12 protein-coding genes are annotated in these 13,847 nt (G+C 61.4%); 10 read left to right on the forward strand and 2 right to left on the reverse strand.

Annotation, left to right across the window (positions count from 1 at the left end; translation table 11 throughout):
* Positions 1-41 precede the first annotated feature (41 nt).
* From lonB to E2N92_RS09290, 4 genes are read left to right on the forward strand one after another with little or no spacing between them, the layout of a single operon-like run.
* Positions 42-1,973 (forward strand): ATP-dependent protease LonB, encoded by a 1,932-nt coding sequence (lonB, locus tag E2N92_RS09275; protein ID WP_220680905.1) that lies wholly within the window; start codon positions 42-44, stop codon positions 1,971-1,973.
* A gap of 4 nt (positions 1,974-1,977) precedes the next feature.
* Positions 1,978-3,303, forward strand: a complete 1,326-nt coding sequence (locus tag E2N92_RS09280; protein WP_220680906.1) for a TldD/PmbA family protein — start codon at positions 1,978-1,980, stop codon at positions 3,301-3,303.
* The gene (locus E2N92_RS09285) at positions 3,290-4,573 is read left to right on the forward strand and encodes a TldD/PmbA family protein (protein ID WP_246589159.1); all 1,284 of its coding nucleotides are present in this window, start codon (positions 3,290-3,292) and stop codon (positions 4,571-4,573) included. The genes E2N92_RS09280 and E2N92_RS09285 overlap by 14 nt, the downstream gene beginning before the upstream one ends.
* Before the next feature lies 1 nt (position 4,574).
* On the forward strand, positions 4,575-4,838 hold the full coding sequence (locus tag E2N92_RS09290; protein WP_220680907.1) for a pro-sigmaK processing inhibitor BofA family protein: 264 nt from the start codon (positions 4,575-4,577) through the stop codon (positions 4,836-4,838).
* Positions 4,839-5,218: 380 nt separating this feature from the next.
* Here the strand turns inward: E2N92_RS09290 and E2N92_RS09295 are convergent, their stop codons facing one another.
* Both E2N92_RS09295 and E2N92_RS09300 read right to left on the reverse strand, forming a co-directional pair.
* Positions 5,219-5,923 carry a KaiC domain-containing protein gene (locus E2N92_RS09295; RefSeq protein ID WP_220680908.1) on the reverse strand — a complete coding sequence of 235 codons (705 nt, stop codon included), beginning with the start codon at positions 5,921-5,923 and terminating at the stop codon, positions 5,219-5,221.
* The gene (locus tag E2N92_RS09300; protein WP_220680909.1) at positions 5,920-6,753 is read right to left on the reverse strand and encodes an RAD55 family ATPase; all 834 of its coding nucleotides are present in this window, start codon (positions 6,751-6,753) and stop codon (positions 5,920-5,922) included. Before E2N92_RS09300 ends, E2N92_RS09295 begins: the two co-directional genes overlap by 4 nt.
* A gap of 112 nt (positions 6,754-6,865) precedes the next feature.
* Between E2N92_RS09300 and E2N92_RS09305 the strand changes: the two genes are divergently transcribed.
* From E2N92_RS09305 to E2N92_RS09330, 6 genes are all read left to right on the forward strand, one after another.
* Positions 6,866-8,446, forward strand: coding sequence for a type II/IV secretion system ATPase subunit (locus E2N92_RS09305; RefSeq protein WP_220680910.1), 1,581 nt, complete (start codon positions 6,866-6,868; stop codon positions 8,444-8,446).
* Positions 8,443-10,377, forward strand: a complete 1,935-nt coding sequence (locus tag E2N92_RS09310; RefSeq protein ID WP_220680911.1) for a type II secretion system F family protein — start codon at positions 8,443-8,445, stop codon at positions 10,375-10,377. The genes E2N92_RS09305 and E2N92_RS09310 overlap by 4 nt, the downstream gene beginning before the upstream one ends.
* 491 nt (positions 10,378-10,868) lie before the next feature.
* Positions 10,869-11,021: a hydrogenase maturation nickel metallochaperone HypA gene (locus E2N92_RS09315; protein ID WP_220680912.1), complete on the forward strand. Its 153-nt coding sequence runs from the start codon at positions 10,869-10,871 to the stop codon at positions 11,019-11,021.
* On the forward strand, positions 11,018-11,494 hold the full coding sequence (locus E2N92_RS09320) for an alpha/beta hydrolase (protein WP_220680913.1): 477 nt from the start codon (positions 11,018-11,020) through the stop codon (positions 11,492-11,494). Before E2N92_RS09315 ends, E2N92_RS09320 begins: the two co-directional genes overlap by 4 nt.
* A gap of 57 nt (positions 11,495-11,551) precedes the next feature.
* On the forward strand, positions 11,552-11,881 hold the full coding sequence (locus E2N92_RS09325) for an ATPase (RefSeq protein WP_220680914.1): 330 nt from the start codon (positions 11,552-11,554) through the stop codon (positions 11,879-11,881).
* Positions 11,868-13,844: a V-type ATP synthase subunit I gene (locus E2N92_RS09330; protein ID WP_220680915.1), complete on the forward strand. Its 1,977-nt coding sequence runs from the start codon at positions 11,868-11,870 to the stop codon at positions 13,842-13,844. The genes E2N92_RS09325 and E2N92_RS09330 overlap by 14 nt, the downstream gene beginning before the upstream one ends.
* Positions 13,845-13,847 lie beyond the last annotated feature (3 nt).

Consider the following 13,847-nt stretch of genomic DNA (forward strand, 5'->3'; position numbering starts at 1 on the left):
ATAGTATTTAAGTATCATTGCCCAATGAGGTTGCACCAATAATGGAAAAGACTGTTTCTGACATCCTTGAGAAGAATGCGGACGAGGATCTCCTCCTTGGTTCAGGGATCTCCGACTCCTCGGAGATCGAGGTTCCTTCTAGGCTGATCGACCAGGTCATCGGCCAGGAGAACGCGGTGGAGGTGATCAAGAAGGCGGCCACCCAGCGCCGGCACGTGATGATGCTCGGCAACCCGGGCACCGGCAAGTCGATGCTTGCCAAGGCGATGGCCGAACTCCTCCCCAAAGAGGAGCTCAAGGACGTTCTCGTCTATCCGAACCTCGAGGACTCCAACAACCCGGTGATCAGGACGGTCGCCGCCGGCCGGGGCAAGCAGATCGTGGCGGCCCACAAGGCCGAGGCGGCAAAGCGCAAACAGATGCGCAACACCTTGATGATGCTCCTGGTCTTCGGCATCATGGGTTACTCCCTCATCACCGGACAGTGGCTGATGGGTATCATCGCATCGGCCTTCGTCTTCATGGCCCTCCAGTACATGCGGCCGCGTGAAGAGATGATGGTCCCGAAGCTCCTGGTCTCCAACGAAGAGAACGCCACCGCCCCCTTCATCGACGGCACGGGTTCGCATGCGGGCGCTCTTCTCGGCGACGTCCGCCACGACCCCTTCCAGTCGGGCGGGCTGGAGACCCCCTCCCACGACCGGGTCGAGGCCGGGGCGATCCACAAGGCGAACGGCGGTGTCCTCTTCATTGATGAGATCAACACCCTCACGCCGCACTCGCAGCAGAACCTCCTGACCGCCCTGCAGGAGGGGCAGTTCCCGATCACCGGCCAGTCCGAACGCTCGAGCGGGGCGATGGTCAGGACCGAGGACGTGCCCTGCCGGTTCATTATGATCGCGGCCGGCAACCTGGACGCGATGCAGGGGATGCACCCGGCACTCAGGTCCAGGATCCGCGGCTACGGCTACGAAGTCTATATGCAGGACACGATGCCCGACACCCCGGAGAACCGGGAGAAGTTTGTCAGGTTCATCGCCCAGGAGGTCAAGAACGACGGGAAGATCCCGCACTTCGACCGGTCTGCCATCGAAGAGGTGCTCAGGGAGGCCCAGCGCAGGTCCAACCGGAAGGGCCACCTCACCCTGAAGCTCCGTGACATGGGCGGCCTGATCCGGGTGGCAGGCGACATCGCCAGGCAGGACGGGGCCGAGAAGACGACGGCCGAGCATGTGCTCAGGGCCAAGGGTTCGGCACGCTCCATCGAGCAGCAGATCTCCGACGAGTATATCCAGCGGAGCCGCGACTACGACCTGACCGTCGTCACCGGCACCGAGGTCGGTCGGGTGAACGGACTTGCGGTGATGGGTTCGGACTCGGGTTCGGTCCTCCCGATCATGGCCGAGGTCACCCCGACACAGGGGGCGACCGGTGCGGTCATCGCGACGGGTCAACTGAAAGAAATCGCTCAAGAATCCATCAAGAACGTCTCTGCGGTCCTCAAGAAGTTCACCGGCAAGGACATCAAGAACATGGACATCCACGTCCAGTTCATCGGGACCTACGGCGGGGTCGAGGGCGACTCGGCCTCCATCTCGGTGGCGACCGCCGTGATCAGTGCCATTGAGGGGATCCCGGTCAGGCAGGACGTGGCGATGACCGGATCACTCTCGGTCCGCGGCGACGTCCTGCCCATTGGCGGGGTCACCTACAAGATCGAGGCCGCAGCCAAGGCCGGGATCAAGAAGGTGATCATCCCGCGGTCGAATGCGGACGACGTCCTCATCGAGGACCGTTACCGCGAGATGGTCGAGATCGTCCCGGTCGACCATATCGAAGAGGTGCTTGAGGAGGCACTGGTCCCGCAGAACCGCGAGCTCTTCCTGGACAAACTGAAAAAACTCGCGACCAGGCCGGTGAAGAAGGCGTTCGAGTCTTCTTCCGGTCTCGGGAGCAGACAGACGGCGGCGTGAGACGATGGAGAACGTCCGCTACTATGACGTCCGCCACGTCCACGGTTCCTCGACGCATGTCGATATCGACAACGGGATCGTGGAGTCGGCGGGCACCAGCTATTTTGATCACGCGGTGGTCAGGGTGCTCGGCCCGAAGGGCTGGGGCGTCCTGACCCTGGACGCCTTCGACCCGGAGGCCTCCCTTGAACCCCTCATTGAGAAGGGGTTGCGCCTCGCTGTTCTCACCGGCGAGGAGGTCGACCTTGCTCCGGTGCCCCGCCGAATGCTCGGGGTGCCCGGCGTTACCGAAGATCCCCGGGAGGTCTCCCTCGAAGAGAAGACCGAGGTGCTTGCCGGGATCGAGGCGGCCGCCCGTCTGCCCGGGATCGTGAACACCCGCGCCCGGTATTCGGAGGTGATCGAGGCGGTGCGGTTCTTCGACTCCTCAGGGACCGAGTGTTCGTACGAGATTCCTCGCTGCGGGTTCTCGGTGACGGCGGTCGCCGCCAGAGAGGGCGAGATGCAGATGGGCCGCGAGAGCGAGTATACCATCCTCGGCTTCAACCTCAGGCATCGCCAGGAGATGGGGACGAAGGCGGCCGGTACGGCCGCCGCCCTCCTCGACGCAAAGGCGGCGAAAGGAGGACGGATGCGGGCGGTCCTCGACCCCGAACTCGCGGGCGTCTTTGCCCACGAGGCGATCGGGCATGCGAGCGAGGGCGACCTGGTGCAGGAGGGCTCCTCGGTGCTGGCCGGGCGGACCGGCGAACAGATCGGCGCTGCCGGCCTCACCATCGTCGACGACCCCACGCTCCCCGAGTTCGGGTTCGAACCGGTGGATGCCGAAGGGGTCGCCGTCGGGCGGACCGAACTGATCAAGGACGGGCGGGTGAACGCCTTCATGCACTCCCGCCAGACCCTGGCGGCGGTCGGCAACGGTGTTGCAGGGCATGCACGGGCCAGCGCTGGCGATCTGCCCCTGGTGCGGATGAGCAACACCTTCATCCAGGAAGGGGACGCCTCGTACGACGAGGTCGTCGCCGAGTGCCGGAACGGGATCCTGCTCAAGGGGTCCCGGGGCGGCCAGGTCGATCCCGGCCGCGGGGTCTTCCAGTTCAATGCCGAGTACGGCTACCTGATCGAGGACGGCGAACTCGGGGCGATGGTGCGCGACGTCTCGCTCTCGGGCGAGATCCTGGGGACGCTCCATGCGATCGCCCTCATCGGCAACGACCGCGAGATGCACCAGGGCTACTGCGGCAAGGGCGGGCAGAGCGTCCCGGTCAGCGACGGGTCGCCCCATGTCCTCCTTGAAAATGCGATGGTGGGTGGCAATGGAACTGATTGAAGAGATCCTGACGTACGGCAGGACGCGGGCGGACGAGGTGGAGGTCTATGTCGCGGAGAGCGAGTCGGTCTCCGCCGACCTGAAGAAGAACCGGGTCGAGCATGCCGGCGGGTCGGAGGCGTTCGGGATCGGGATCCGGGTCATCGATCACGGCCGGATCGGGGTCTCGGCGACGAGCAGCAGGGAAGCGTGGCGGGCCTGTCTCGACGCCGCCCTGGCGAGTGCACGCCTCGCCCACCCGCAGGAATGGAAGGGTTTGCCCGGACCGGCAACGCTCCCTGACACCCCGGCGATCTTCGACGCCTCGCTTGCTCTCGACCCGGAGTGGTGCCGGAAAACGCTCGAAGGGATGCTCGACGGGGCGAAAGAACACGACGCCGCCGTGACCGGGGGCGGGGCCTCGGTCAGCCGCGGGAAGGTGACGGTCGCGAACACTGCAGGCGTGCTCTACGAGCAGGAGCGGACGAGTGCCGGGTGCTCGCTGGAGTGCATCCACGAGCAGTCGACAGGATACGAGTTCGACACCTCCTGCTTTGCCGGCGAGATCGACCCGGTCAGGGTCGGGCGGGAAGCGGCCTTCTTTGCCGAGCACAGTGCGGACGGCGAGGAGATCGAGACCGGCGACTACGACCTGATCCTCTCCCCGGTCGCCCTTGCGCAGCTCCTGGGCTATGTGCTGGAACCAGCCCTCTCGGGTCGGAACGTCCATGCCGGGCGGTCGTGGCTTGCCGGGAAGCTCGGCGAGGTCTGTATCGGCGAGGAGATCTCGGTCTACGACGATCCTCTTGACCGCGGCACATCGAGCACGCGCTTTGATGCCGAGGGGATGCCGGCACGCAAACTCACCTTCTTCGACCACGGCGAACTGCGGAGTTATGCCTACGACCTCAGGACCGCCTACCGGTACGGGGCGGAGAGCACCGGGTCGGCGGTCCGCGGCGGAGCGGGTGGCGCCCCGGCCATCGGGGTTCACACCCTGGTCATCGACGGGCCCAGAGACACCGTCGATGACGAACGGGCGGTCTATGTCCACGACGTCGTGGGGGCGCACACCGCCAACCCCCTCACCGGCGACTTCTCGGTCGAACTCTCCAACCCCTCCTGGGTGGAGGGTGGTGAGTTCACCACGCCGGTGAAAGGAGCGATGTACGCCGGGAACGTCTTCACCCTCCTCGGCGAGGTCGTCGCCCTCGGCAGAGAGGAGCGGTCGATCGGCGGGGCCGTTCTACCGGCGGTAAGGTTAAGTGGGCAGCGTCTGATTGGTAGATGAGATGATTGAGTCTATCATATTGATCGTCCTGATGGTCGGCGTCGCTGCTCTCCTCTACTACCTCTTCAGGGAGGGGGTGAAGCTGATCATCAACGCCATCGTCGGGCTTGTGGTCCTCTATCTCATCAACCTCTTCGATCTGATGAGTTATATCGGCGGCGGCGACCTCCCGATCACTTGGGCCTCGGTGATCATCTGCGCCCTTGGCGGCGTGGTGGGGGTGGTCCTCCTGGTCGTCCTCGACCTGGTGGGACTTTCCGTCTGAACGGGTTCTCTTTTTATTTGGATTTGTTGAATCGGACATGGAACGAGCGAACGCAACACCTCGATCAGACCCGGAGCATATCCCAAAAGTATCTGGACTGATCAGCCGTGCCGCCACCGAGAGAAGAAAGCGTGTTTCCTTGCTCTCTCGCACCGGGGGGTTTCACCCCCCGGACCCCCCACGACGAAGATAGGTGGGGGCGGCAATGAAGTGGTGTTCACGCCTGTTGTCAGGCTCCAGGGGAAAGAAAGGATCCATGCCCCCCGGAGACCCACAGGAATTTTCATCCCGTATGCTTGAGGTGTGCTCTCAACTCATGTGTGATTCTACAGAGCCAAAACATCAAAAATTCTCGCGGCCTGCCTTCTCTCTCCACACATTCAGAAAACATTCGCCTCAAAATAGACCTGCACCCGGTCCCTGAGAATTTCGTACGGCTTGATGCCCCTCGAATGGTCGGAACGCCGCATCTTTGCGACCTCGACGGCCGGGTGGACCTCGTCGAGTTCGCCTGACCTGACGTACCTGAGAAGGATGACGGTGTCGGCCATGTACTCGGCGAGAGCGTATTTACTCGAGTATGATCCGTTTTCTCTGGTCTCCGAGGTGAGAAGGAGAGTGCACGCCTCGTCCCGCATGATCTCGACAAACCTGAAGAGTTCCTTTCGCCGTGTCGCCTCGTCCGGGAAGAGTCCTTCGAAGAGCGAGATGGGATCGATGATCACCCGGTCGGCACCGACCTCCCGGATCAACTGGGGGAGTTCGTTTTTGAGGTGATTGATCGAGAGGGTGAAGTCGGTGGGGTCGAGTTTGATCACAAAGAGCGAGGTGTTCTTGAACTCCTCGACGTCCCATCCTTTCTGCTCCATGTGCCGGTAAAGCATCTCCTCGCGCTCGTCGAGGGAGAGATAGATGACTGTCTCCCCGTTTTTCAGACCCTCGTGAGCGAAGTGAAGGGCAAACGTCGTCTTCCCGGTGCCGTACGTCCCGATGATTGAGCAGATACTCTGCCGGATCAGTCCGCCGCCGAGCATCCGGTCGAGGCCGTCGATCCCGAACTGCACCCGCGGGGCGTCGTCGGTCATATGACCACCCTGATATTGGAGACCTCGAACCCACTCCCCGGGGTGATCCGCACTGCGAACTTGACCAGATCCCGCTCCTCCAGATGAGGCATCACGCCCCTGAACTTCTGGACATACATCGTCCGCTGCCGCCGCATCCCCTGCAAATCTTCCCATCTGAAGAGGATGACCGCGTCGGCGCAGTCCATCACCTCGAGTTCGTGCGGCCTGGAGAGGACGCCCTGTGCCAGGGGCAGATAGATCACCGATCCCCACCGCTTGGCGACCCGCTGGAGGCCGCGGAGAAATCCGGTGAAGGCTCGCCAGCGTTCCGGAGTGTCGGCCTGGGTGGCAAGTTCGGTGAGAGAGTCGACGATGATCACGCTCTGAGGGGCGGCCCCTGAGAGGAGTCCCGAGAGACTGGAGAGAATATCGTCGCGATGAGATCGCTGATGCATCCTGGCGAGGAGGTCGGCGCCCTCCGAGTACCACTCGACCGGGACGATGCTGGAGTCGAAATAGACCTCAGAGAGATCCTCGAACCTGACCCCCTCCTCGATGACCGGATACATCTCCGGGCTCACCGAGAGGGCGACCTCCCCGAGGATGTCCTCCCTCACCCTGGTAACTGTGATATACACCACCTCGCCGGCGAGACCCGTTCCGCTCCCGTTCCCGTTGTTGATCTTCTCCTTCGCGAGAGAGAGTGCCGATGTCCTGATAAAGTCGGTCATTCCCGATCCGATATCGCCGAGAAGAAGGACCACAGAGCCGGGCGGGACGCCGCCTTCCAGTACCGGGTCGAGGGACGGGATGCCGGTCGGTATCTTGAGGTCTGTCCGTCTCCACATCAGTAATCCTAACGTTATGGTCGACGGAATATAAATCCTTAGGAGGAGCCGTGGACTGGATAAATAGAGATAAATACCCGTTCTGATCTATCCTCCTGACAGGAAAAAAGTCATGCGTATCTTCCCTTTCGGCAAGAGGTCAGACGGAGCCGATGTCCCTCCTCCCTATGACCCGAAGACCGACCCCCCTCTGGTCGAAGAGGTCGTACCGAACGATTATACTCTCCTTGACCGATACTGGGTGGAGGAAGGGCGGTCGCTCGTCTGCATCCTGAGAGACACCCGGACCGGCCAGCCGGAGTATCATCTCCTCGAACCTCCGCTCACTTCCTTCGAGCACGAACTCCTCGAACGCCTCCATGAGGACCTGAGAGACGTCCTGGTTCTCTCAGACGAGGATCTCAGAGAGGCGGACCGTCGTCAGGTGCTTCTGCGCCGGACCGACGACCTCCTGCAGGAGTATGGTCTGGACCCCGGTCCGGAGACGAGATGGCGGATCGAGTACTACCTCCTCCGCACGTTCCTGGGGTGGTCCAGGATCGACGGACTGATGAAGGACGAGGAGATCGAGGACATCTCCTGTGACGGCACCGGCGTGCCGCTCTTCCTGTACCATCGGCGGTACCGAAACATCAGGACCAACCTCGTCTTCTCCGAGAACGAACTCGACTCCCTTGCCATTGCGCTTGCGCAACGTTCTGGCAAACACGTCTCGATCGGTTCTCCGGTGGTGGACGCCACCCTCCCCGAGGGCTCCAGGCTGCAGCTCACCTTCGGGCGCGAGGTCTCGGCGCGGGGCACTTCGTTTACGATCAGGAAGTTCAGGCCCGAGCCCTTCACCCCGGTCGAACTCCTCGCGCTCGGCACCTTCTCGGCCGAAGAACTTTCCTACTTCTGGCTGGCGATCGAGAACAACAAGAGCCTCCTCTTCATCGGGGGCACGGCGTCGGGCAAGACCACCTCGCTCAACGCCGTCTCCCACTTCATCCCCCCGCTTGCCAAGGTCGTCTCCATCGAGGACACCAGGGAGATCACGCTGTACCACGAGAACTGGGTCGCCTCAGTGACGAGGGACACGGTCGCAGGAGAGGAAGGGTCAGGGATCTCGATGTTCGATCTCCTGAAGGCGGCGATGCGTCAGCGGCCCGAGTACATTCTGGTCGGCGAGGTGCGCGGGCGGGAGGCCCAGACCCTCTTCCAGGCGATGAACACCGGGCACACCACCTTCTCGACCCTCCACGCCGGTTCGATCGACGCCGCGATTCACCGGCTCGAGAACGAACCTCTCGAAGTCCCGCGCAGCACCATCCAGGCCCTCGACATCGCCAGTCTCCAGGCGCTCATTCACCGGGGGACCGAACGGGTGCGGCGCTGCCAGGAGATCGTGGAGATCGCCGCGGTCGACCCCGGCACCGGGAATCTCCAGGTGAACACCGTCTTCGAGTACGACCCTGTCCAGGACAGGATGCGCTATACCGGGCGGTCGCTGGTGTATGCCAGGATCATGGAAGCCCGCGGCTGGACCCGCGATCGGCTGGAAGAGGAGATCAGGGTGCGGGTCAGCGTGCTTGAGGCGCTGGCGGCCGCCGGGATCGCCGAATCCCGGGCGGTCTCGCAAATCCTTCACGCCTTCGCGATCGACCGCGAGCAGGTGACCGGACACCTCGACGACCTTTCAGGACTGCTCCCATGAACGGCGGGACGGGGACCGGGAGATACCGGGCGTTTGTCCGGCGGGTGATCGCTCGCGACGAGGTAAAGTACGGGAACCTCGGGCGGGCGCTCGTCTCGGCCAGGTTCGGGATGACTGTCGAGCGGTATGTGAGCTGCGCCGTTCTGATCGCCCTCGGTGCCGCGCTCTTCGCCGCAATCGCCGGATACGTCTTTGCAGGGGCTTTCACGCTCCCGCGGGGGGCGGGTGACGCTCTCCCTCTCCCCCTTCCCGTACCTGAAGTCGGCCCGCTTCTCCCCTTCCTCCGCCCGCTCTTCTCTCTCCTCCTCGGTCTGGCCGCAGGTTACGGTTCGTACGCCTTTGTCCTCCGCTACCCGGAGATTGAGATGAAGAACCGGGCGACGAAGATCGATTTCTCCCTTCACAATGCCGTCTCGTATCTCTATGCGATGCGCCGGGGCGGGGCCGAGTTGATGGAGACCTTCAGGTCGCTCTCGATGAATGCAGGAGTCTATGGTGAGAGTGCCCTGGAGTTCAGACGGGTGGTCAGGGACGCCGACTACTTCGGTGCGGACGTCGTCACCGCCCTCCGCAACCTTGCCGTCACCACGCCGTCCGGGAAACTCAGGGAGTTTCTCGAGGACTTCATCTCGGTGATCGAGAGCGGTGGGAACCTCTCGGGCTTTCTCTCGGGCCGGGTACGGATCTTCCAGGATGAGGCGGGCTTTGAGCAGAAGAAATTTCTTTCAAGGCTCGAACTCATCGGCGAGGCATATGTGACGCTCTTTGTCGCCGGCCCGCTCTTTCTGGTCATCGTAATGGTGGTGACCGGACTGATCGGGGGTGCGGCAGTCACCGAACTCTCGATCCTCGCTTATCTGCTCCTCCCGATCGGGTCGACGATCATTCTTCTCTTCCTCGACCTGGTCTCGATGAAAGAGGAGGTGCCCGAACGCTATACCTCCGTGAGGGTGCTCGAGACGTTCAGCGCGGTGCCGAAGGTTGACAGGGGTGACGAGAAGGAGAAGGTCGCCCGTCTGGCCAGGTACGACCGGTACCGCCGCCTGAAGGCCTTCCTCAAAAACCCGCTCAGGACCTTCGTTCTCGAACCCCGCCTCATCTTCCTGATCACCGGACCGGCGGCGGCCGCCTACCTCCTTGTCGTCTTCGTCACCCTGCCGGCCAGCCTCCCTGCTGAGACGGTGATCGTCCTTGTCGACGACCACCTCGCCCTCGCCGCGCTCCTTCTCCTTGTCCCGTATGCCCTCTGCTATGAGGCGTGGGTGCGGAAGGTGCGGGGGATCGAGGCGGCGGTCCCGGACTTTCTTGCCAGGATGGCCGGGATCAACCAGGTCGGCCTGACCATCGCCCAGGCGATTGAGATCATGGTCAGGACAAACCTCGGTCTTCTCTCGTACGAGATCAGGCGGATCAGCCGCGACATCTCCTGGGGGGCGAACGTCGAGGACGCGCTGGTCAGGTTCGAACGGCGGGTGCGGACGCCGGCGATCTCCAGGTCGGTCAGCCTCATCACCGCTGCGTCCCGGATGAGCGGGGAGATCTCGGAGGTGCTCGCCATCGCCGCGAAGGACGCACGGATGTCCCATACCCTCGCGGAGGAGCGCAAGGCCGGGATGTTCCTGTACATCATCGTCATCTACCTTGCCTACGCCGTCTTCCTCTTCGTCGTCGTCATCATCTCGACGAGGTTCCTCCCGGTCCTGGGAGATATCTCGGCCCCGTCTGCGATGCAGGGGGATATCCTCTCCGGCGTGGGCTCTGCCGCCCTTGTTTCCACCTTCGAGTATCTTCTCTTCCACATCTCTCTCGTTCAGGCCTTTTTCTCCGGCCTTGTCGCCGGGAAGATGGGGGAGGGTTCGGTGAAGGCCGGGGTGAAACACGCAGCGGTGATGCTTGCTGTAGCGCTGGCGGTCTTCGCGTTTCTGGTCTGAGGGTGCTTCTCCTCTCGCCCTGTTCCATCGTTGTGCCGTTCTCCTCGCAGAATATTCTCCGTCATCTTGCTCCGGGGGGAGACCCCCCGGACCGCCCACGACGAGGATAGGGCGGGGGCGGCGACGAAGATTGGTATGATCCCGCTGAAAAACGATTGGCCCTCTCCCGTCCCACTCATATCCTCGGGGTCATGCCGGGGGTGAAGATGTGGTGATCAGACCATGCCGCCCCCCAATCGCACGATCGTTCCTGCCGTCTCGCGAGAAGATGGGGCGGGTGCGGCGAAGGATTGAGGGCTCCACCGATTCTCCTGTCTTAATATGGGAGATAAAACGACGAGACACTTTTATCCCCTATGTTTGAGATATCCTCTCGCCTCATGCCGAATTCTACACAGTCGAAATGAGAACCTTTTCAGCAGAGTTTTCAGAAGCCTTCTTTTCTCCTCTCCCCACAATCCTTATATCCTGCATTTCCCTAGAGTCCAATTATGTGTTCAGTTGGTGGAGGCACCGATCTCGAGATCGATGAGCGGGTGAAAGGCCGGGCCTACCGGTGCAAGGAATGCGGGGAACGCTTCAAGGCCGTCGGGAAACATCCGGTCTGCCCCTCCTGTCAATCGGAGGACGTCGAGGAAGCATGATCTGCCCCGTGGGGGCGGACGACCTCCTCCTCGTCAGGGGCCCATCTTCTTTTCTCCTTGTCGGGGAGGTCCACGAGCGTTTCGCGCTCTGTATCGAGACGAAAGACGACGAGTACTGCGAAGGCCTGCACCCCGGCGACCTCGTCTGCGTCTCGGCCCCTGAAGGCGGGTCGCTGCGTGCCGCTGCGATGATCCTCCTCCTGGTCCGCGACCACCACTTCCCGGTCGTCGCCCTGCCCCGCGGCCATCCCGGTTCCCGGCGGATACCAATGGTCGTCTCGGCCGCCCCCACGGTCACCCTCTCCTGCGAGATCGCGCGCGGCACGCATCCCGACCAGCACCTCATTTGCGGTTCGGCCGAACTCGCCGGCCTCACCCTGCGAGGAGGGGTCGGTACTGTCACGCTCGATGCTCTCCCTCCGACGTGCACGATCTCGTATATATGTGTTGATCGTGCCCTGGTCGAAGAATAACAACAAATATAAAGGTAATTTTCATCAAATATGTGTAGGCCGTGAGAGGAGGGTTGGATGAAGAGTGAGGTTTTAAAGAGCATCAAGCAGGCAGAAGAAGAGTATAAGTCTATGGTCAGCACCGCACACGCTGAAAACAAACAGAAAGTTGCGGATGCCAGGGTGGAGGCAGAACGTCTCATCGAGAACGCCACCGCCGATGCAGAGGCCTACAAGAAGACGAGGCTCGCTGAAGCCGAGACTGTTGCCGCAAAAAAACGTGCCGAAATCCTGAAGGACGGCGAACAGAAAGCGGCGAAGATCAAAGCGAACAGCCTTGACAATCTCGACAAGGCGGTCGAGTTCCTCGTCTCGCGTTTTAAGGAGCAGCTGCATGTTTCAGCCTAAGCGGATGAGCCGTATCCTGATCGCAGGGTCCAAGGACCAGATGGATACGATCGTCCGTGAGTTGTATCATCAGCATGCTTTTCACATCGAAGATTTTGTCGAGAAGGAAGACGAGGCCTACGAAGGGTTCAAAATTGGGGTGCCGCTCGGTCAAGCAAGCAGCGCATCCTCCGAGCTGATCAAGATCCGGTCGCTCGAGAACACCTTCGGTATCTCTCCGGATTCAGAAGACGCCACAAGAAGACAGGCATCTTCTGAACTGAAGGCAGGCGTCGACCGCATCCTTGCCGCCCTCGTCGAGGACGTCGAGGATCTCACTGCACAACGGTCAAATCTCGAGGCACAGGCGAAGGCCCTTGAGGCGCGGGTCACCGCACTCGAACCCTTTGCACCTGTCCCCCTCGATATGGACCTGTATCACGGCTACGAGAACGTCACCGTTTTTGCAGGCTACGTCGAATCCGACGTCGAGATCCCGGCCTCACACGAGAAACACTTTGTTCCCGGCGGCAAAGGCCGACAGAACTTCATTGTCATCTTTGTCCCTGCATCAGAGGCAGAGGCTGCTGACCGCGCCCTGCTCGAAGCACACTTCCAGTCGGTCCCCATCCCCGAAGGCTCAGGTCCGGTCAAGGATCTCATCTACGATGCCAAAGGGAAGATCACTCAACTCAACGAACAGATTGAGAAGATCGAGAGGACCCTTGAGGAAAAGAAGAATGAATACGGCGAAGTCCTTGTTGCATACGACGAATACTTCACGGCCGTCGTGGAGCAGGCGGAGGCCCCGCTGCGGTTTGCAACAACGGAGGACGCCTTTGTGGCAGAAGGCTGGGTTCCGTCCGAGAAGGTCGAGGGTATCATCGCGTCCCTCACCCATGTAACCGGCGGGAAAGTCTATGTCACTGAGCTCGAGGTCGGGGACGATTCCAGGGACGTCCCGGTTGAGTACAACAACCCGAAGTTCTCGCACCCGACCGAACTCTTAATTGACGTTTACGCTCGTCCGCGCTACGACGAGTTCGACCCGACGCTGCTCGTCTCGATCGTCTTCCCGATTTTCTTCGGTTTTATCCTGGGCGATCTCGGCTACGGTCTTGTTCTTCTTGCCATGTCCTTTGGACTGCGGAAGTTCTTCAAAGGAGAGGGGGGCAAGCAGCTCCTGGACACCCTGAGAAACTCCTCGATCATGAGTTGTATCTTTGGTGTACTCTTCAGCGAATTCTTTGGATTTTCGCTCCCCTGGCATTCGATCATCTATTCCAGGCACCTGAACATCGGCGCGAACGCCATCCATCACCCGATGGTGGCTGAACTGCTGATTATCTCGGTCTGGATTGGTATCCTGCACATCACGCTGGGGCGTCTGCTCCATGTGAGAAACATCAGGAGTGCCATGCACCAGAGCCCCCACGCCACCAAGGAGATCCTTGGGCAGTTCGGCTGGCTCTTTACGATGTGGGGTATCATCGTTGCAATCTGGTCCATTTTCCCCATCCCCCTGATGGTGGACCTCACCGGTTTCCCGCCGGTAGCGATGGGCCTGAACACGGCAGGCATCTTCGGTGCCGTCCTTGTTCTGCTCGGCATGGCCCTGATCGGTCAGGAATCTCCGCTCGAACTGATGGAGGTTCCGACGATCGTCAGTCATGTCCTGTCGTACACCCGTCTGGTTGCGGTTGGTCTCTCCTCGGTCGCGATCGCGATGGTCACCAACTACATCGCGCTCGACCTGATCATCAACCCGCAGCTCGAATCACTCACCGTCGTGGGTGTTGTTATCGTCCTGATTGGTCTTGTCGTCCTGCTCCTCGGCCACGTGCTCAACACGGCACTCGGTCTTCTGGGCGGCGGCCTGAACTCGATCAGGTTGCACTATGTTGAGTTCTTCACCAAGTTCTACAATGGTGGAGGGAAGAAGTACATGCCTTTCGGCATGAGAAGGAAATTTACGGAGGAATAAGAA

This window comes from Methanofollis formosanus (assembly GCF_019633745.1).
Taxonomy (GTDB): domain Archaea; phylum Halobacteriota; class Methanomicrobia; order Methanomicrobiales; family Methanofollaceae; genus Methanofollis; species Methanofollis formosanus.